This is a genomic window from Massilia sp. LXY-6, assembly GCF_051233485.1.
Classification (GTDB): Bacteria; Pseudomonadota; Gammaproteobacteria; order Burkholderiales; family Burkholderiaceae_D; genus Telluria.
Genome location: NZ_JBKFGF010000009.1, coordinates 13,784 through 32,233 on the forward strand (window position 1 = coordinate 13,784; position 18,450 = coordinate 32,233).

General features: G+C 64.2%; 17 protein-coding genes. 10 read left to right on the forward strand and 7 right to left on the reverse strand.

What is annotated here, in order from left to right; genetic code table 11:
- Positions 1–52 precede the first annotated feature (52 nt).
- Positions 53–1,813, forward strand: a complete 1,761-nt coding sequence (locus ACI48D_RS04420) for a cation:proton antiporter domain-containing protein (RefSeq protein WP_435569999.1) — start codon at positions 53–55, stop codon at positions 1,811–1,813.
- A gap of 32 nt (positions 1,814–1,845) precedes the next feature.
- Positions 1,846–3,096 (forward strand): CaiB/BaiF CoA transferase family protein, encoded by a 1,251-nt coding sequence (locus tag ACI48D_RS04425; protein ID WP_435570000.1) that lies wholly within the window; start codon positions 1,846–1,848, stop codon positions 3,094–3,096.
- On the opposite strand, the gene ACI48D_RS04430 is transcribed toward ACI48D_RS04425, so the two are convergent.
- Entirely contained in the window at positions 3,093–3,416 is a 324-nt protein-coding gene (locus ACI48D_RS04430) for a hypothetical protein (RefSeq protein WP_435570001.1), read from the reverse strand. The genes ACI48D_RS04425 and ACI48D_RS04430 overlap by 4 nt on opposite strands.
- A gap of 478 nt (positions 3,417–3,894) precedes the next feature.
- Between ACI48D_RS04430 and ACI48D_RS04435 the strand changes: the two genes are divergently transcribed.
- Entirely contained in the window at positions 3,895–5,427 is a 1,533-nt protein-coding gene (locus ACI48D_RS04435; RefSeq protein WP_435570002.1) for a right-handed parallel beta-helix repeat-containing protein, read from the forward strand.
- A gap of 151 nt (positions 5,428–5,578) precedes the next feature.
- On the opposite strand, the gene ACI48D_RS04440 is transcribed toward ACI48D_RS04435, so the two are convergent.
- Genes ACI48D_RS04440 through ACI48D_RS04455 form a run of 4 tightly spaced genes read right to left on the reverse strand, consistent with a single transcriptional unit; the run spans position 5,579 to position 8,110 of the window.
- Positions 5,579–6,463: a hypothetical protein gene (locus tag ACI48D_RS04440; RefSeq protein WP_435570237.1), complete on the reverse strand. Its 885-nt coding sequence runs from the start codon at positions 6,461–6,463 to the stop codon at positions 5,579–5,581.
- 17 nt (positions 6,464–6,480) lie between these two features.
- On the reverse strand, positions 6,481–7,263 hold the full coding sequence (locus ACI48D_RS04445; RefSeq protein ID WP_435570003.1) for a hypothetical protein: 783 nt from the start codon (positions 7,261–7,263) through the stop codon (positions 6,481–6,483).
- Positions 7,260–7,787: a hypothetical protein gene (locus tag ACI48D_RS04450; RefSeq protein ID WP_435570004.1), complete on the reverse strand. Its 528-nt coding sequence runs from the start codon at positions 7,785–7,787 to the stop codon at positions 7,260–7,262. The genes ACI48D_RS04445 and ACI48D_RS04450 overlap by 4 nt, the downstream gene beginning before the upstream one ends.
- A 32-nt stretch (positions 7,788–7,819) precedes the next feature.
- Positions 7,820–8,110, reverse strand: a complete 291-nt coding sequence (locus tag ACI48D_RS04455) for a DnaJ domain-containing protein (protein WP_435570005.1) — start codon at positions 8,108–8,110, stop codon at positions 7,820–7,822.
- Positions 8,111–8,366: 256 nt separating this feature from the next.
- On the opposite strand from ACI48D_RS04455, the gene ACI48D_RS04460 reads away from it, so the two are divergent.
- The 3 genes from ACI48D_RS04460 (at position 8,367) to ACI48D_RS04470 (ending at position 13,190) form a co-directional block, all read left to right on the forward strand.
- Positions 8,367–10,124 carry a glutamine--tRNA ligase/YqeY domain fusion protein gene (locus ACI48D_RS04460; protein ID WP_435570006.1) on the forward strand — a complete coding sequence of 586 codons (1,758 nt, stop codon included), beginning with the start codon at positions 8,367–8,369 and terminating at the stop codon, positions 10,122–10,124.
- A gap of 169 nt (positions 10,125–10,293) precedes the next feature.
- Complete coding sequence (locus ACI48D_RS04465) at positions 10,294–12,141, forward strand: CHASE domain-containing protein (protein ID WP_435570007.1); 1,848 nt, start codon at positions 10,294–10,296, stop codon at positions 12,139–12,141.
- A 428-nt stretch (positions 12,142–12,569) separates the two neighbouring features.
- Complete coding sequence (locus tag ACI48D_RS04470) at positions 12,570–13,190, forward strand: glycine-rich domain-containing protein (RefSeq protein ID WP_435570008.1); 621 nt, start codon at positions 12,570–12,572, stop codon at positions 13,188–13,190.
- Between the two features lie 39 nt (positions 13,191–13,229).
- On the opposite strand, the gene ACI48D_RS04475 is transcribed toward ACI48D_RS04470, so the two are convergent.
- Together ACI48D_RS04475 and ACI48D_RS04480 are read right to left on the reverse strand one after the other, a co-directional pair.
- A complete protein-coding gene (locus tag ACI48D_RS04475; protein ID WP_435570009.1) occupies positions 13,230–13,505 on the reverse strand; it encodes a hypothetical protein in 276 nt (91 codons plus the stop codon).
- A 158-nt stretch (positions 13,506–13,663) separates the two neighbouring features.
- A complete protein-coding gene (locus tag ACI48D_RS04480) occupies positions 13,664–14,566 on the reverse strand; it encodes an NAD-binding protein (protein WP_435570010.1) in 903 nt (300 codons plus the stop codon).
- Positions 14,567–14,578: 12 nt separating this feature from the next.
- Here ACI48D_RS04480 and ACI48D_RS04485 point away from each other — a divergent pair, with 12 nt between their 5' ends.
- From ACI48D_RS04485 to ACI48D_RS04500, 4 genes are all read left to right on the forward strand, one after another.
- Positions 14,579–15,607, forward strand: coding sequence for a CDP-6-deoxy-delta-3,4-glucoseen reductase (locus ACI48D_RS04485; RefSeq protein ID WP_435570011.1), 1,029 nt, complete (start codon positions 14,579–14,581; stop codon positions 15,605–15,607).
- Between the two features lie 40 nt (positions 15,608–15,647).
- Positions 15,648–16,385, forward strand: coding sequence for a class I SAM-dependent methyltransferase (locus tag ACI48D_RS04490; protein ID WP_435570012.1), 738 nt, complete (start codon positions 15,648–15,650; stop codon positions 16,383–16,385).
- 112 nt (positions 16,386–16,497) lie between these two features.
- A complete protein-coding gene (locus tag ACI48D_RS04495; protein ID WP_435570013.1) occupies positions 16,498–17,760 on the forward strand; it encodes an MFS transporter in 1,263 nt (420 codons plus the stop codon).
- Complete coding sequence (locus ACI48D_RS04500) at positions 17,757–18,440, forward strand: DUF1345 domain-containing protein (RefSeq protein ID WP_435570014.1); 684 nt, start codon at positions 17,757–17,759, stop codon at positions 18,438–18,440. The genes ACI48D_RS04495 and ACI48D_RS04500 overlap by 4 nt, the downstream gene beginning before the upstream one ends.
- Positions 18,441–18,450: the final 10 nt, after the last annotated feature.

Genomic DNA, 18,450 nt, shown 5'->3' on the forward strand with positions numbered 1-18,450 from the left:
CCGATACCCGTTATACAATGCCCCGCACCGCCCCCATGAAAGGCCCACCTCCGTGCAAGAGCAACACCCCTTCCCCTTTCTGCGGGAAATCCTGCTGTTCCTCAGCCTCGCTGGCATCCTGATCCCGACCTTGCAGCGCCTGCGCATCAACCAGGTGCTGGGTTTCCTGGCGGTCGGCACCCTATTCGGGCCGTTCGGCCTGGGTCGCCTGGCCCAGGACCAGCCCTGGCTGGCGTGGTTCACCTTCCCCAACAACGAGAACGTCGCCATGCTGGCCGAACTCGGGGTGCTGTTCCTGATGTTCATGATCGGCCTGGAGCTGTCGGCGGCGCGCTTGTGGGCGATGCGGCGCTGGGTGTTCGGGGCCGGCTCGGCCCAGGTGGTGCTGTGCGCCCTGCTGATCGGCGGCGCCGTGTACCTCATGCTGGGCCAATCGATGGCGGCGTCGCTGGTGCTGGGCCTGGTGCTGTCGCTGTCCTCCACCGCGGTGGTGATGCAGCTGCTGGGCGAGCGCCACACCACCGGCACGCCGCTGGGCCAGGCCGCGTTCGCGGTGCTGATGCTGCAGGACCTGGCGGTGGTGCCGATCCTGATCCTGATCGGCGCGCTTGGCGGCGGCGGCGGCAATGTGGCCGTGCTGGCGCTGCTGGCGATGGGCAAGGCGGCGCTGGCGATCGCCCTGATCTACCTGGTCGGCGGGCGCGTCATTCACCCGCTGTTCCGCGCCTTCGCCCGCCAGCGCCAGCCGGACGTGTTCATGGCCCTGATCCTGCTGTCGACCTTCGGCATCGCCGCGCTGTCCGCCATGGCCGGGCTGTCGATGGCGCTGGGCGCCCTGATCGCCGGCCTGCTGTTGGCCGAGACCGAATTCAAGCACGAGGTCGAACTGATGGTCGAGCCCTTCAAGGGCCTGCTGATGGGCCTGTTCTTCATGACGGTCGGGATGGGCATGGACCCGCTGCAGATCGTCCATGCCCCGCTGTGGCTGGCCTGCGCCGTCGTCCTGCTGGTGCTGCTCAAGGCGGTCGTGATCGCGCCGGTGCTGCGCCTGGGCGGCCTGCCCTGGGGCCGTTCGGTGGAAGGCGCGCTGCTGCTGGGCCAGGGCGGCGAATTCGCCTTCATCGTGATCGGTGTCCCGATCAGCTCGAAGCTGCTGGAGCCAGGCCTGGGCGGGCGCGTCATGCTGGCGGTCGGCCTGTCGCTGTTCCTGACCCCGCTGCTGGCGCGGATCGGGCGCACGCTCGGCGAGCGCGCCGAAGGCCAGGCGCGCGAACAGGAGACCGAGCAGGCGCGCGCTGAACTCGACGACGCGCGCGGACGCGTGGTCATCGCCGGCTTCGGCCGCGTCGGCCAGCAGCTGGCCAAGCTGCTGGCGGCGCAGGACATTCCCTATGTCGCCTTCGAGAACGACGCCAGGCTGGTGTCGAAACTGCATGCCCAGGGCCTGCCGGTGTACTTCGGGAATGCCTCCCGTCCCGAGCTGCTGCGCCGCGTGCATGCCGACGAGGCCCCCGCGATCGTGCTGACCATGGACCACCCGTCCTCGGCGCTGCATGCGGTGCGCGGGATCCGGCGCGAATTCCCGCATGCGCGCCTGTTCGCGCGCTCGCGCGACGAAAAGCATGCGCGCGCCCTGAAGCTGGCCGGCGCCAGCGTGGTGGTGCCGGAGACGCTGGAAGCCAGCCTGCAGCTGTCGGCCTTCGTGCTGGAAGCGATGGGCCTGGACGAGCGCCTGGTCGACGGCATCGTCGACCGCGAGCGCGACCAGTTCGCCCAGGCGCTGACGGCGGCAAGTACGGCCCAGCCGATATAATTGGCCGACAACAACTCATCCATGGGGACAGAATGGCATCGAACCTGAACGGCCTGCCCGGCGCCGGCGCGCTGGGCCACATCCGCGTGCTCGACCTTTCGCGCGTGCTGGCCGGGCCGTGGTGCTCACAAAACCTGGCCGACCTCGGCGCCGACGTGATCAAGATCGAGCGCCCCGACAGCGGCGACGATACGCGCGCCTGGGGTCCGCCCTATGCGCCCGATGCCGAAGGCCGCGCCACCGGCGAAGCCGCTTATTACCTGTCGGCGAACCGCGGCAAGCGCTCGGTCACGGTCGATATCGCCAACCCGGACGGCCAGGCGCTGCTGCGCGAGCTGGTGCGCCACTGCGACGTCGTGCTGGAGAACTTCAAGGTCGGCCAGCTGAAACGCTACGGCCTCGACTACGAGTCGCTGAAGGCGATCAAGCCGGACCTGGTGTACTGCTCGATCACCGGCTTCGGCCAGGACGGCCCCTACGCGCACCGCGCCGGCTACGACTTCCTGATCCAGGGCATGGGCGGCCTGATGTCGGTGACGGGCGAGCGCGACGAGCTGCCGGGCGGCGGCCCGCAGAAGGCCGGCGTGGCCCTGACCGACCTGATGACCGGCATGTACGCGACCATCGCCGTGCTGGCGGCGCTGACCCACCGCGACCGCAGCGGCGAAGGCCAGTTCATCGACATGTCCCTGCTCGACACCCAGGTGGCGATGCTGGCCAACGTCGGCAGCAACTACCTGAACAGCGGCAAGCGTCCCAAGCGCTGGGGCAATGCGCACGCCAACATCGTGCCCTACCAGACCTTCGCCTGCGCGGACGGCCATATCATCGTCGCCGCCGGCAATGACGGCCAGTACCAGAAGTTCGTGCAGGCCGGCGGCCGGCCGGAACTGGCGTTCGACGAGCGCTTCGCCACCAATCCGCTGCGTGTGAAAAACCGCGACGTGCTGGTGCCGCTGCTGGCGGACATGGTGGCCGGACACGGGCGCGACGAGTGGATTGCGATGCTGGAAGAAGTGGGCGTGCCCTGCGGCCCGATCAACAACCTGGACGAGGTGTTCGCCAACGAGCAGGTGAAGGCGCGCGGCATCGAGTTTACCCTGCCTCACCCGAGCGCCGGCCAGGTCAGGCTGGTGCGCAGCCCGATGCGGATGTCGGCCACGCCGGCCACCAGCGGCAAGGCGCCGCCGCTGCTCGGCCAGCATACCGGAGAGGTGCTGGCCGAGATCCTGGGCAAGAGCAGCGAGCAAATCGCCGCTCTCAAGGAGAAGAAGGTTCTTTAATGTAGTTGATGCTTCAGGTTGGATAGTTCGGCGTGCACTTTGGTGACCGCCGTTTCCAGCTCCGGCGCCATGGTCGATGCCGAGCGGCTGAGGCGCTTGGCTTCGTCGCCCATCGATTCGAGGTTATCGACGCATTCGACCATGCGCTGCTGGTCGCTCGACTGCATCACCTGCTGGGCTTGCTGGGATTCGCGCGCCATCTTCTCGATGCAGTTCTTCAGCTCGTCCGGCGCGTCGTGCGAACGGCAGGCCTGTTCGGCCTCGGTGATGGTTTGCTGGATGTGGGAAAAGCGCTGCTGGATTTCGCGTGCTTGCAACATGACGTACTCCTTGCAGTTGTTGGAACAGGAGCTGCATGGTAGCCCCGATGACGGGGCCATGGCGCACGAACGGTACGGCCGAGCTCACAAACTCATCGACAAAAAATGCCGGATTTGAGCGCGCAACAAGGGTAATCCACTCTTTTTGAAGCGATATTTGCCGAATTCTGGCGTCTGTTTTGACGACCAAGGGTGGTCCCGTTCGATCACTTGCGGCAGCTTTCCACCCAGGCCTTGCCTCCTCCCCTCGCGCCGTCGCGCCTAGCGCCTACCGTCCGGTGGTATTGGCACTGCTACAACTCGGCCTGGCGGCATTCTGTTGTTTCTACGAAAAGTCGTTGCGGCACTGTGACCACAAAGCGTAACATCGCCCAAGCAGGCACAACACTTTGGTCGGTACGGTCGAGCGTTAGAACGGCCGGCAACTGGCTGAAGTGACTGGCGCCATGTTTGTCAGATCTTGATTGGAGGAACACTCATGACCAAGAGAAGAGATTTCCTTCGGATTGCCTCCAGTGTGGGCGTCTCCGCGTGCGCGGAGACGGTGCTTCCGAGGTTCGCACTGGCCCAAACCGCAAGCACCCTCAATGTGCATTACATCGATCCGACTGCCCCCGGCCCGGGTAACGGAACGCTTGCCAGCCCTTTCCGCTCATGGACCAGCGTTTCCTGGATGCCCGGCCATACCTACCTGCAGAAACGGGGCACGACGTATTCGGGTGTCTTCCAGGTGTCGGCGAGCGGCACTGCGTCCCAGCGCATCACGATTGGCGCTTATTATCGATCCAACGGCAGCGACGATACTTCACAACCAAAACCGGTCATTATCTTGCCGGGGGCGCCCACCACCCCGGCCAACGGCGCCTCGATCGCGGTGCTCAAGCAGGAGCGCGATTTCGTCACCTACCGCAATCTGGACATCCGGAATAGCGCCTTGCCGGAAGGGAGCGACGTGGCGATCATTTGGCTGGGCAATAACTGCGTTTTCGAAAACAATAACGTGACGTCGAATTGTGCCGGCGTGTATATCTTCGCAAAAAACCACGTGACCGTCTCCGGCTGCGTGCTCGACGTCATCAGCAACAGCCCCACGTATGGCAACCAAGGGATTCTGGTCGCCGCGAACGTCAGTATCGACGACATCCGCCTGCTCAATAACACCGTCCGCCACCACGGCGGCGGCACGCCGGCATCGCATGGCATCCGCTGTGAAACGTACAACAGCGCCGCTTTCCTCACCCATCTTGTGATTCGCGGGAACCGTGTTTCTCCGCCATCCGGCGTCGATTACAACCCGAACCGCAGAGCGATCGGCATCTACCTCGTCCAGGGGGATGCCGCCACGCTGGACAGGAATACCGTGACCGGTATGCTGGCCGGCATCTCCATCAACAGTGGCGATCGCAGCTACGTGGGCAACAATAACTGCAGCAACAATATGAACTTCGGAATTCATATCAGCGGCCTTGCCAGGTCTTACACCATCGAGAACAACGTCTGCAATACGAATGGCGGGAACTTTGCCCCGAACTGGTACGGACGGGGTATCGAGCTGAGTTCGGAGGCGGGACCGGATGCCGTATCGGGGCATACGATCCGCAACAACACCTGCAAATTCAACCGCAACTACGGCGGCCCGCTGGACAATGGCTCGGAAGGCGTCGGCATCGGCCTGGATGACGGCGTCAGCAAGTGCTCGGTCTACGGAAACATTGTCTCGAACAATGAAGGGAACGGTATCCAGGTATACGGCGGTGGCGATCGGGCCAAGTGGCCTGACACAGGCGGCCACACGATCAGTTCCAACAAGATGGATTCAAACTGCAGCTTTTCCGTCCTGAACCGGCGCAGCGGAGGGACGACACCCAGTCCATTCCAAGCGCATATCGCGCTGGCTTACGTTTACGGCAGCCTCACCACCGTTTCTAACAACAGCTTCTCGGGAAGTACCCGCATGGGGATCTACACCGACGGCACGGACTCGAACATCACGATCGCCGGCAATACCTAGCCGGGCTCCAGCGGCGCCAGCAGCACGGCGCCGAGCATGCTCACGAAGCCCGGCCAGCCAGCTCACCACGCTCGCGCCGAGGTAGATGAACAGCTAGATGGCCGAGGCCAGCTCCCTCCCCGTCATGCAGGGCTGCCGGCGGAGATCGGCATTACGGATACTCGGCGTCGATTTCGGACCCGGCAAAGTTTTCCAACTCGACAAACAACTGCTTGAGCGGCATGGTCCCGCCGATGTGCTCCAGCAGCATGCTGTTGCGGTAGAGCGCGATGCGCTCGGCGATGATGGCGTGGTGCGGCGCCGGGATGTTCTCCAGCAGCTGGGCCCAGCCGGTCTCGTAGTCCGGCTTATTCTTGCGCACCGCCTTGACGAAGCGTTCGAACTCCTTCTGGCCGGTGCGCGCCACGATCCGCCCTCCCCCTTCGATCGCGAACACGATCGCCAGCGCGATCACGCCCTCGGCGTTCAGGTCCGGATCCTGGACCGGTCCCTCGACGTGGTGGCGGCGCAGCCACTGGGCCGCGCGCACGATCGCCTGCACATCCTTGCGCTGCTTGAGCTGGCTCTGGTAGCGCTCGTAGCCCGACCAGGTTTCGCCCGGATCGGCGGTGCAGATGTCGACGAACAATTCCTTCAGGCGGCGCTGGGCGTAGACCGGGTCGGTGTCGTATTCGCCGACCAGGCTGTCCTCCGGCAGCGCGGCCAGTTCGCGGATCAGGCGGAAGCCCTGCTGGAACACGAGCTCCGGACCTTCCGAGACCAGGATCCCGGCCGCGGCCTTGTCGCCGACCTCGTCGTCCGTCTCGTCCTCGAGCAGGTATTCCAGACCCAGCGACACGCCGCCTACGCTCAAGAGCAAGGCGCGCTGGATGCCTTCGGCGGTACGGTCGTTGGTGAACTTCTCGGCCACCATCGCGGTGATGCCGGCCAGTTCGTCGGCCAGGCCCGCGGCGTCCTCCGGCCTCGCGGTTTCCGGCAGGTGCCTGATCGCGCGGATCAGGCGCGGCAGCTTCTCGATGACGATCGCAGGCAGCATTGCTGGGGTGCCCTCGCTCACGAGAAGATGTCCGTGCCCATGCTGCGGCGGGTGCTGCGCTTGGGTGTGCCGCGTACCGACGGCACCTGCTTGCGCAGGCGGTACAGCAGTTCGCGGGTCGTCCGGTGCGGGAACTCGGACTCGTCGTCCTCGTCTTCCGGCAGCTCGACGTCGGCCAGGTCGGCGGCATTGCGGAATTCCGGGAACAGCTCCAGCAGCGAGCGTTCCCAGCCGTCCTCGCTGGCCTTGGCCAGGTCGATCGCCAGCGGCACGATGTCGCTGTCGGACGTGGTCTGGCCGGTCACGTAGCGGCCGCGGCTAGCGATCTCGCCCGCCACTTCGAGGATTTCCTTCGGCGCCAGCGACCAGACGATCGCGAACGCGGTCGCGCCCCAGTCGGAGGACGAGGCTTCGCTCAGCAGCTCGTGGCGGCGCTCTTCGTCGTCGGTGGCGTAGACCACGCCGTGGATGTGGTTGAACAGGTTCTCGGCGATGCGCTCGGGATCGTCCTCGATCATGTCGTCCGGCCAGGTGGCGGCCAGGTAGGCCAGGCTCTCGGCCCAGGCCTTGGGCGGCACCAGCAGCGTCGCGACCGAGGTCTTGGCGCCGTCGAAGCCGGCCAGGTGCAGCGCCGTGACCTGCGGCGGCAGGGTCGAGAGCACCTCGGCCACGGCATAGTCGCCGTGCTCGTCGGCGGCCTTCGACAGGGCTTCCTCGGCGTGCTGCAGCGAGCCCGCCAGCACCAGTTCATTGACCTGCCGGGTCAGCGCGGGCAGGTTGGATTTGGTTTCGTCGCTCATTCGCGGTCACCTCCGTCCGAATCGAAGATCTGCGTGAAATCGTCGCCCGCCGCGGTTTCGTCCAGCTCGTCGTCGTCGCCCTCGTCGTCGCGGGCCAGCTGGTCGAGCGACTGGTCGTCGTCTTCCCAGCGCGCCTGGTTCTTGTACAGGAAGGCGGTGACGATGGCCTGGCGCGCCAGTTCCGGGTGGTTCTCGCAGATCGCGGCGTACATGGCCTTGCCTTCCTCATCTTGACCATCGGCGCCGTCGCAGTTCGCCATCGCGAACACTTTCGCCGGGTCGTCGCCCTCGTAGTCCATGGCTTCGCGGATCAGGCCTTTCGGGTCGCTGAAGCGGATGCGGTCGACCAGGGCGAAGGCCATCATGTTGACGTCGTCCAGGCCGTCGCCGTTGGCGTACTCCGACACCAGCGCCTGCACCATCATGTCGTAATTCTTGCGGTTGGGGGGATCGCCCAGCGTGCCTTCGATCTGCCCTTCCAGTTCGCGCGACTGGAAGGCGAATTCCGGATGTACTTTTTTCATGGTTGCTTCATTCTGTAGAGTAGTGCCGCAGTTTAGTGAGGCAAGTTCACGCCGTTCAGCGCAAAGATCGAGCGCCACAGCTCGAAGGCCTCGCCTTCGGCATCGAGCACGATGCGGTGGTTGACGCTCTGGTTGTATTCGGCGCGCTTGGCCGGGTCCGACAGGACCTCATAGGCCTTGGTGACGGCCTTGAAGCGCGCTTCGGCACCCGGCGCTTGGTTGCGGTCCGGGTGGTAGCGCATCGCGAGCGAGCGATAGACTTTCTTGATGTCGTCGTCCGTCGCATTCGGCGCGACGCCGAGGATCGCGTATAAATTTTCCACGTTGGAACTCTCCGGCTGGTGCCCGAAAAAAATGCAAACCGAGATTATCCTATAGAAAACGCTATCTTGACAGGCAGGCTGGTGCAGGCAGGCGGGCGGTGGCGAGGTCGCGGTAGGAAGCTGGCGTCTGCATGACTGGCCTTGTGGTGGGAGACAATATCCCCAAGTATGCCCAGGGCTGCCCCCGCGAACCGTGCGCTTTACCACATAGCTACGGTAAAATGCCTGCAATCTTACCCATCCAAAACATATCTTCATGAGCAACGAAAAGAACTCTGCGGCGGCAGCAGCGCCTGCGCCGTCGTCGAATTTTGTGCGCGCGATCGTCGAATCCGACCTTGCGGCAGGCACCCATCAGCGCGAAGGCATGCCTTCGGTGATCACCCGTTTCCCGCCGGAGCCGAACGGCTACCTGCACGTGGGCCATGCCAAATCGATTTGCCTGAACTTCGGCCTGGCGCGCGACTACCAGGGCCGTTGCAACCTGCGCTTCGACGACACGAATCCGGAAAAGGAAGACCAGGAATACGTCGACACCATCATGGACAGCGTGAAGTGGCTGGGCTTCTCCTGGGAGCAAGGCGGCCAGGAGCACCTGCACTATGCCAGCGACTACTTCGACAAGCTGTACGAGATGGCCGAGTACCTGATCAAGGAGGGTAAGGCCTACGTCGACAGCCAGAGCGCCGAAGACATGTCGCGCAACCGCGGCAACTTCGGTACGCCGGGCACCAACTCGCCGTTCCGCAACCGTCCGGTCGAGGAATCGCTGCAGATCTTCCGCGACATGAAGGCCGGCAAGTACAAGGATGGCGAACACATCCTGCGCGCCAAGATGAGCGAGGATGCGATGTCTTCGCCGATCATGACCAACCGCGACCCGGCCCTGTACCGTATCCGCCACGCGCATCACCACCGTACCGGCGACAAGTGGTGCATCTATCCGATGTACGACTACACGCACCCGATCTCGGATGCGCTGGAAAACATCACCCATTCGCTGTGCACGCTGGAATTCCAGGACCACCGCCCGTTCTACGACTGGCTGGTCGACACGCTGGCCGCCGGCGGCTTCTTCCAGCGCCCGGTGCCGCGCCAGTACGAATTCTCGCGCCTGAACCTGACCTATGTGGTGATGTCGAAGCGTAAGCTGCGCCAACTGGTGGACGACGGCGTCGTCACCGGCTGGGACGATCCGCGCATGCCCACCATCGTCGGCCTGCGCCGCCGCGGCTACACGCCATCTTCGATCCAGCTGTTCTGCGAGCGCATCGGCGTCAGCAAGGCCGACGGCTGGATCGACATGAGCACGCTGGAAGGCGCGCTGCGCGACGACCTGGATCCGAAGGCGCCGCGCGCGATCGCCGTGCTGCGTCCGCTGAAGCTGGTCGTCGACAACTTCCCGGAAGGCGAGTCGGTCGAGTGCAGTGCCCCGGTCCACCCGCACCATCCGGAGATGGGGTCCCGTTCCTTCCCGTTCACGAAGGAGCTGTGGATCGAGCAGGAAGACTTCATGGAGAACCCGACCAAGGGTTACCACCGGTTTACGCCGCCTAGCGACGGCAAGCCGGGCGCGCGCGTGCGCCTGAAGTACGGCTTCGTGGTCGAGTGCACGGGCTACGACAAGGATGAAAACGGCAAGGTGACCGCGGTGCACGTGAACTATTTCGAGGACTCGAAATCGGGCACCCCGGGCGCCGACAACTACAAGGTCAAGGGCAACATCACCTGGGTCAGCGCCGCGCAGGCACTCGAAGCCGAGGTGCGCCTGTACGACCGCCTGTTCAGCGACCCGAACCCGGACGCCGGCGGCAGGGACTTCAAGGAACTGCTGAACCCGAACGCACTGGAAACCGTCACCGCCTACCTCGAGCCGGGCTTGACGTCGGCCCAGCCCGACCAGCGCTTCCAGTTCGAGCGCCACGGCTACTTCGTGGCCGACCGCGTCGACTCCCAGCCGGGCAAGCCGGTATTCAACCGCGTCACCACGCTGAAGGACAGCTGGGGCAAGTAAGCCGCAGCGGCGCCTGAATTACACAAGCCCGGTTCATTCACCGGGCTTGATTATTTGCAACTCCCTGAATTGATAGGTCCGCAAGTACTTTCAAATCAGTAATTTCGAATGAATTGGGTTTGCAAGCGGTGCAAGCGGTGCAAGCGCCGGAACCACGTGGGGAGTTGTCATGCAGTCGGTATTGGGGGATGCGTTTTCGGTCGGCCGGATCTCGTTCTGGACCGGCCTGCTGCTGTCGTCGACGGTGGGCGGCGTATTGTATGTATCCATGTCCCGTTCGATCGAAAGCGATGCCCACGAGCGTTTCTACAACCATGTGAAGTACGCCCAGAGCATGATCGGCGTGCGCGCCAAGGCGCACACCGGGCTGTTACGCGGTGCGGCCAGCCTGATCCAGAGCTCGGGCAGCCTTACCCATGATCAATTCCATGAATATGTGCGCGGGCTGCAGCTGGCGAAGCATTTTCCTGCTGTCGACCTCATCAACTACGCTACCTATCTGACCAAGGACCAACGCGAACCCTTCCTTGCTGCCTGGCGGGCGGAAATGCAAAGCGGCGTAAAGGCGCGCCTGGACATCACACCGCCAGGCATCCGTCCCGCCTATCTGGTCATTTCCCACATCGAGCCCGATCCGTCCAGCCCCAAGTACTTCGGCGTCGACCTGATGGCCAACCGTTTCTTCGGCCAGCGGCTGGTGCTGGAGCGCGACCAGGGCACGGTGCAGGCGTCGGGCACGCCGATCCCCATGCTCTCCAAGACCAACGATGCCCACCTGGGCATGCGCATGGCGGTCTATCGCCGTGGCCTGCCCAGCAGCACCGTCGAGGAACGCCGGGCTGCCTACATCGGTTCGGTCGGGATTTCGTTCAGCGTTCCCAAGTTGCTGCACGGCGTGGTCGATGAGATCCCGATCCGCGGGCTGCGCATGATCGTGTACGATACCGGACCCTACATCGACCGGGACGGACAGGAGCGCACGGACTGGCCATTCACGCTATACGACAGCCGGGGCACCAGCGCGAACCCCAGGCCCCCGATCGACACCGGCAGCGATATCTTCAGCGCCGAACTGCCGCTGGATTTCAATGCGCGCCCCTGGAAGATCGTCTACAGCGTGCCCAAGTCCGCGCTGTACACCGAGTTCGACATTTATTACGCGAAGATGATGGCCGCGTTCGGCTTTTTCGGCTCGATGCTGCTGTACGCGCTGCTGCGCATGCTGACCTCCTCGCGCCGCGCCGCGCTCGCACTCGCGCAGGAGATGACCAGCGAGCTGCGCGACAGCCAGAGGAAGCTGCAACTGTCGCACCAGAAGCTGCGCCGGCTGGCCGACCATGCCTACCAGATCAAGGAACTGGAACGCAAACGCATCGCGCGCGAGATCCACGACGACCTCGGCCAGAACCTGCTGGCGCTGCGCATCGATGCCGAGATGCTGGCCGCGCGCACCAGGGACCGGCATAGCCAGCTGCACCAGCGTGCGCGTAAGACGCTGATGCAGATCGACGCCACCATCAAGAGCGTACGCCAGATCATCAACGACCTGCGGCCGAACGTCCTCGACCTCGGCCTGTCCGCCGCCGTCGAATGGCAGCTGAACGAGTTCCAGCGGCGCACCGGCATCAATTGCGAACTGCACGATCTGCATGGGGAAATCTCGCCGTGCGACGCCTGCGCGACGGCGTTTTTCCGTATCCTGCAGGAATCGCTCACCAACATCCAGCGCCATGCGAATGCCCACAAGGTCGTGGTCGAACTGCGCCTCGATGGGAACTGGCTGTCGATGAGCGTCAAGGACAACGGCTGCGGGCTCGCTCCCGGCGGTCGCAACAAGCAAGGCTCGTTCGGCCTGGTCGGGATCGAGGAACGGGTCGTCATCCTTGGCGGCAGCTGCCAGGTGTTGAGCGGACCGGACGGCGGAACGACGGTGACCGTATCCGTTCCGATGGTCGACACGCCGCAGATCGTCGCACAGCCGCCGCAGGAACATGAATCCGGCCCGGCCCTGATGTAAATCCCGCAGCAGCCTTCGCGCTGCCTGCTTTCACTCCGCCTGTTTCTTCTCTGCCTGCGCTGGCGTTCGCCTGCGCTTTCTCCGCTTGCGCTGCGTTTGCCGGCAACGCCATTTAATTTCTATTTTGTAATTTTTATTACCACTTTAGCAAAAATATTGATCGGCAGATTTTGTGGCGCTTTTGTCACTTGCTCAAGTTTTTGACAAAACGCAACTACTCTAATATTTAAACAAATTACATTGAATCCATGTAGTGCACGTCAATGACGAAATCTGATTTCGTGGATTGAAAGGAGAAAGTCAATCTTTAAATATTTGTAACACTTTTAGTTTGGCATGTAACTGATGTCGGTACACGGTTCGCCAGATGTCCGCAACGCTGTAACTAGGGAAGCAGTTAAATAACTACTATATTGATGAGGACTACCATGAACATGAACGACCTGTTTAAAGCCGTAATGGAACTCGACCTGGAACCCATCAAGGTCAAGCTGATGCACGTGGAATCCGGCGAAAGCTGGAGTCAGGCCAAGGCAAACACGGCCGAAAAAGAATATCGGCGCTTCCTGTGCCTGATGAAGCTGTATCCGAACGAGAGCATCGCACCGCTGGTCGACGTGGATACCTTCTGGCACTACCACATCCTCGATACGATGAAATACGCCAGCGATTGCGAACAGGTCTTCGGCTACTTCCTGCACCACTATCCGTACGTCGGCATGCGCGGCCGACAGGATGAGCAGTTCCGCCTCGACAGCGGCGAACGCATGCGGACCCTGTATGAAGCTACCTTCGGCGACTCCTTTGCCGAACGGGCGGCGCAGCTGGCGCAGGCGACGGTCGTACGCACCGTCCCGGTCCCGGGCAAGCCGGGTACCCGCTCCATCGACCTGAGCGGCATGGGTGCCAAGGCTTCGTTCCGTCCGCAGGGCGCCGCAGCCACCGCGTTTTGCGCGGGTCCGGCCCCGACCGTCGCGTTCTGCGCCGGACCGGTTCCGAGCGTGGCGTTCTGTGCCGGCCCGGTCCCGCGCCAGCCGACCCGGCACTGAGCGCAGCGAGCCTGGGCGCCGGCTAGCGTGCCGTGGCGCTCAGGTCAACAAGCCGCCGGAATCGCCCGGCGCATCGAAGCGCACCATCAGCGTCCGCAGTTCGCGGATGCTGAAATCCGATACCTCATGCATGCGCAGCAGGATGGTGGCGCCGATCGGCAGCGTGTTGTGGCGGATCTTGCTGATCACCGGCGGCGCGACTTCGAGCACGCGCGACAGGGCCGCGTCGTTCTTCAGCTTGAGTTTGTTGATGATGGCGTCGAGAACCGGGTTGGGGTCATACACGCCACCCTCCGGAATCCTTCTGATAGGCATGGTCTTCCTTCGAAAATAACGATCCGTTGCTTATTCTTCACATTCCTATCGGAGTCGTGAAAAATAAGCTAGTTTTGGGGTATTTGTAATATTTATATTGCTGCAGAGCAGCAACCCCAAATGATACACGGGCCAATTATCTTTTGCTTAAGGTGGCCTTATTCCGCCAGCGCCCTCACTGTCTCCTCGACCCGCGGATGGCGCAGGCGGGCCCGCAGCTCGTGCCTGATGCGGCGGTTGCCGAGCCGGCGCGATTCCGACATGAACGACAGCAGCATCGGCGAGACAGCCTGCTCCAGCCCGGCACGCGGCAGGCGCGGCGCGCGCGGCAATCCGAAGGCGTCGGCCACCAGGTCGAAGTAGTCCCCCATTTTCATGTGCGTATCGTCGCTGGCGTTGTAGGCGCGGCCCGGCCGGGCCCGGAACAGGGCCAGCAGCGCCAGGTAGGCCAGGTCGTCGGCGTGGATGTGGTTGGTGTAGACGTCGTCCTGCGCCGCCAGCGCGGGCGTGCCCTGGCGCAGGCGCTCGAGCGGCAGGCGCTCCGCCGCGTAGATGCCGGGAGCGCGCAGGATCGCCACCCGTCCGGATGCGGCAACGGCCCAGGCGCGCAGCACCTGCTCGGCGTCGACGCGGCGCTGCGCACGGGCGTTGCGCGGCGCGCGCGGCGCGGTTTCGTCGATCAGCGCGCCCTGCCTGTCGCCGTAGACCCCCGAGGTGCTGATATAAACCACCCGCGTCCCCTCGGGTAGAATGGCGGTCAAATTGCGCGTGCGCAAATCCAGCGCACCCTGCTTCGGCGGCGGCGCCAGGTGCACCACCCACGGCGCGAGCCGTCCCAGCCTTTTCAGGGTTTCCGGCCGGTCGAGATCGGCCACGATGGGGACGGCGCCCGCGGCCCGCAGCTGCGCGCAGCGCGCCGGCTGGCTGGTGACGGCGAACACGCGAAAGCGCTCCCGCACCAATTGCAGCAGGCGCATGCCGACATCGCCGCAGCCCACGATCAGGAGGCGCGGTCGCTTGAACCTGACATTATTGAACCTGACATTATTTTGAGTATTCATTCCGAGGATTGTATGACGTTCCAGATCACTGTCCAGCCCAGCGGCCACCATTACGAATGCGAGCAGGACGAAACCGTGCTCGCGGCGGCGATCCGCTCCGGCATCGGACTGCCGTATGGCTGCAAGAACGGCGCCTGCGGCTCCTGCAAGGGCAAGGTCGTCGAAGGCACGATCCATCACAAGCCGCACCAGCCGCGCGCCCTGTCCGAGCAGGAAAAGCTGCAGGGCTATGCGCTGATGTGCTGCGCCGTGCCCGAGGGCGACCTGACGATCGAGGCGCGCGAAGTCGGCGGCAGCACCGACTACCCGGTGCGCAAGATGCCGACCCGCGTGACCGCGATCCGCCGCGCCGCGCCGGACGTGGCGATCCTGACGCTGCAGCTGCCGGCCAACGAGGCGCTGGCCTACCGCGCCGGCCAGTACGTCGAATTCATGCTGAAGGACGGCAAGCGCCGCGCCTACAGCATCGCCACCGCGCCCTCGTTCAGCGGCCCGCTGGAACTGCACGTCCGCCACCTGCCGGGCGGCCTGTTCACCGACCACGTGTTCTCGACCATGAAGGAGCGCGACATCCTGCGCTTCGAGGGCCCGCTCGGCACCTTCTTCCTGCGCGAGGAGTCGAGCAAGCCGATCGTCCTGCTGGCCTCGGGCACCGGCTTCGCGCCGGTCAAGGCCCTGGTCGAGCACATGATCCACCTGAAGTCGGAGCGCCCGGTCCACCTGTACTGGGGCGGCCGCCGTCCGCAGGACCTGTACATGCACGAGCTGTGCGAACAATGGGCACGCGAACTGCCGCAGCTGCGCTACGTGCCGGTGGTGTCGGATGCGCTTCCCGAGGACAACTGGACGGGCCGCAGCGGCTACGTGCACGCCGCCGTGATGCAGGATCTTCCCGACCTGTCGGGCTACCAGGTGTATGCTTGCGGTGCGCCCGTGATGGTCGATTCGGCGCGCCGCGACTACGTGGCGCAATGCGGCCTGCCGGCCGACGAGTTCTACGCCGACGCATTCACGACCGAGGCCGACCTGGCGCAGTCCTGATGTTTTCCTGGTTTTCTTAACCTCAATGAAGGGTTCAACCATGCGTACTTCGCTTCGCTTTGCCCTCGCCTTTTCCGCCCTCTCCGCCGCCCTGTTGGGTGGCGCTTCCGCCTACGCCGCGGACCAGCCGGCCGGCGCCGGCTACCAGTCCGCGATCGCCAGCCCGATCCGCACCGACGCCGACCGCAAGGAGGACGCCAAGCGCAAGCCGGCCGAATTCCTCGCCTTCGCGCAGGTACGTCCCGGCATGAAGGCCTTCGACATCGCCTCCGGCGGCGGCACCACCGCGGCCCTGCTGACGGCGGCGGTAGGCTCGAAAGGCGAAGTGTGGGCGCAAAACGCAAAACCGAACCCGAAACTACAGGAGCGCGTGGGGAATGCCACCCTGCCCAACCTGCACGCGGTGGTGGCCGATTTCTCCGATCCGGTCCCGAAAGGCACGCCGCCGCTCGACCTCATCACCATCAACATGTCCTACCACGACATCGCCAACACCCCGGCCGACCGCGCGGCGATGAACAAGCACCTGTACGAGGCGCTGAAGCCGGGCGGCACCCTCGTCATCATCGACAACGCGGCCAAGAAGGGCAGCGGCCTGTCCGCCACCAAGACCCTGCACCGCATCGACGAAGACACGGTGGTCGAGGAAGTCACGAAGGCCGGCTTCAAGCTCGACGGCCGCAGCGATTACCTGCACGTGGCCTCGGATCCGCGCGAGCAGCCATTCTTCAAGATGGAGTCGCCGGACGACAAGTTCGCGTTAAGGTTCAAGAAATAACACCACCGTCGTCCCCGCGAAGGCGGGGACCCAGGTTGGCCGCGTGTCCGCAAACTAAACTTGGGTTCCCGTCTGCGCGGGAACGACATATCGAAGGATTCTTTTCCACCTTATGTCATTGATTTCCCCCACAGGCCGCCTCGGCCTCCTGCGCAACCGTAATCTCTCCTTCTATCTTTCCGCCCGCTTCCTGGGCACCCTCGCCGTGCAGATGCAGAGCGTGGCGGTCGGCTGGCAGGTCTACCAGATCACCCACAGCCTGTTCGACCTCGGCCTGATCGGCCTGGCCCAGTTCGCGCCTTTCCTGGTGCTGATCCTGTGGGCCGGCCACGTCGCCGACACCCACAACCGCCGCACCATCGTCCTGCTGTGCATGGCCACCCAGCTCTTGTGCAGCCTGCTGCTGGTCGGCTTCACCCTGTCCGGCAGTACGGTCGTATGGCCAGTGTATGCCATCCTGGTGCTGTACGGCAGCGCGCGCGCCTTCATGATGCCGGCCCAGCAAGCCGTGCTGCGCAACCTGGTGTCGACCCGGGATTTCTCGCAGGCCGTCGCCCTGAGTTCCTCCAACATGCAGGTGGCCATCATCCTCGGCCCGGTGCTGGGCGGCCTGCTGTACGTGCTCGGACCGAACGTCGTGTACGCCGTGTCGAGCACGCTGCTGGCCCTGTCCGTGCTGCTGATGAAAGGAACGACGAGCGCGCCGCAGGCTAGAACCAAGGCGCCGGTCAGCTGGCATACGCTGCTCGAGGGCCTGCGCTTCGTGTGGACCCGCCCGATCGTGCTGGGCGCCATTTCGCTCGACCTGTTCGCCGTGCTGTTCGGCGGCGCCACCGCCCTGCTGCCCGCCTACGCCCACGACGTACTGCAGGCCGGCCCGACCAGCCTCGGCCTGTTGCGCACGGCGCCGGGCGCGGGCGCGGCCCTGTGCTCGATCGCGCTGGCGTTCTGGCCGATCACGCGCAAGGTCGGCGCCTGGATGTTCGGCGGCGTCGCCCTGTTCGGCGCGGCCACCGTCACGCTGGGCCTCTCCCACAGCTTCGGCATCTCCCTGGTCGTCCTGTTCCTGCTCGGCGCCGGCGACATGGTCAGCGTCTACATCCGCCACCTGCTGGTGCAGTACGAGACGCCGGACGAGATCCGCGGCCGCGTCAGCGCCGTCAACTCCGTCTTCATCGGCGCCTCGAACGAACTGGGCGAGTTCGAGTCGGGTCTTACCGCCAGTTGGTTCGGCCTGGTGCGCGCGATCATCTTCGGCGGCGTCGCCACTCTGCTCGTCACCGGCACCTGGATGAAGCTGTTCCCGGTGCTGTCGCGCATGGACCGGTTTCCCCACCACGAAGCGGAAATCGCCGCAAGCAAGGCCGGATCATGAGCAAGATGCCCTTCTGGCAGGACAAGCGCCTGCTGCACCACATCATCCGCAACCGCCCGCACCTGGCCATGGCGATCGCTCTCGGCGCCGCCGTCGGCATCCTGTGGCCGGATTCCCACCCCTGGATGCGGCGCGCCCTGGTCGGCTGGAATGCCGGGGTCTGGGCCTACCTGATCGGCATGGGCTGGATGATGATGCGGGCGGACCACCGCAAGGTGCGCGCCATCGCCGGCAGGGAAGACGAAAATGCCGGCATGGTGCTGTTCATCCTGATCGTCGGCGCAATGCTGAGCCTGTACGCCATCATCTCCGAGCTGGCGCGCATGGGCCATATGCCGGCCAAGCAGGTCGCGCTGCACTATGCCTTCACTGCCCTGACCGTGATCGGCTCCTGGCTGCTGGTCGGCGTGCTGTTCTGCTTCCACTACGCGCACCTGTACTACCGCTCGCCCGACAAGCAAAGACCGCTGCGCTTCCCCGACGAAGGACTCGAACCCGACTACTGGGACTTCCTGTATTTTTCGTTCACGATCGCGGTCGCGGTCCAGACCTCGGACGTGTCGGTGACCTCGCGCGCGATGCGCAAGCTGGTGGTCGGCCATTCGGTACTGGCCTTCTTCTTCAATGTGCTGATCCTCGGACTGTCGGTGAATATCGCGGCCAGTCTCGTTAACTCCTGAGCGCTTTCAT

Excerpts from the sequence above, each read along its gene's own strand:
- ACI48D_RS04425 (WP_435570000.1), top strand. The coding sequence starts at position 1,846 with ATGGCATCGAACCTGAACGGCCTGCCCGGCGCCGGCGCGCTGGGCCAC.
- ACI48D_RS04430 (WP_435570001.1), bottom strand. The coding sequence starts at position 3,416 with ATGTTGCAAGCACGCGAAATCCAGCAGCGCTTTTCCCACATCCAGCAA.
- ACI48D_RS04435 (WP_435570002.1), top strand. The coding sequence starts at position 3,895 with ATGACCAAGAGAAGAGATTTCCTTCGGATTGCCTCCAGTGTGGGCGTC.
- ACI48D_RS04440 (WP_435570237.1), bottom strand. The coding sequence starts at position 6,463 with ATGCTGCCTGCGATCGTCATCGAGAAGCTGCCGCGCCTGATCCGCGCG.
- ACI48D_RS04445 (WP_435570003.1), bottom strand. The coding sequence starts at position 7,263 with ATGAGCGACGAAACCAAATCCAACCTGCCCGCGCTGACCCGGCAGGTC.
- ACI48D_RS04450 (WP_435570004.1), bottom strand. The coding sequence starts at position 7,787 with ATGAAAAAAGTACATCCGGAATTCGCCTTCCAGTCGCGCGAACTGGAA.
- ACI48D_RS04460 (WP_435570006.1), top strand. The coding sequence starts at position 8,367 with ATGAGCAACGAAAAGAACTCTGCGGCGGCAGCAGCGCCTGCGCCGTCG.
- ACI48D_RS04465 (WP_435570007.1), top strand. The coding sequence starts at position 10,294 with ATGCAGTCGGTATTGGGGGATGCGTTTTCGGTCGGCCGGATCTCGTTC.
- ACI48D_RS04470 (WP_435570008.1), top strand. The coding sequence starts at position 12,570 with ATGAACATGAACGACCTGTTTAAAGCCGTAATGGAACTCGACCTGGAA.
- ACI48D_RS04475 (WP_435570009.1), bottom strand. The coding sequence starts at position 13,505 with ATGCCTATCAGAAGGATTCCGGAGGGTGGCGTGTATGACCCCAACCCG.
- ACI48D_RS04480 (WP_435570010.1), bottom strand. The coding sequence starts at position 14,566 with ATGAATACTCAAAATAATGTCAGGTTCAATAATGTCAGGTTCAAGCGA.
- ACI48D_RS04485 (WP_435570011.1), top strand. The coding sequence starts at position 14,579 with ATGACGTTCCAGATCACTGTCCAGCCCAGCGGCCACCATTACGAATGC.
- ACI48D_RS04490 (WP_435570012.1), top strand. The coding sequence starts at position 15,648 with ATGCGTACTTCGCTTCGCTTTGCCCTCGCCTTTTCCGCCCTCTCCGCC.
- ACI48D_RS04495 (WP_435570013.1), top strand. The coding sequence starts at position 16,498 with ATGTCATTGATTTCCCCCACAGGCCGCCTCGGCCTCCTGCGCAACCGT.
- ACI48D_RS04500 (WP_435570014.1), top strand. The coding sequence starts at position 17,757 with ATGAGCAAGATGCCCTTCTGGCAGGACAAGCGCCTGCTGCACCACATC.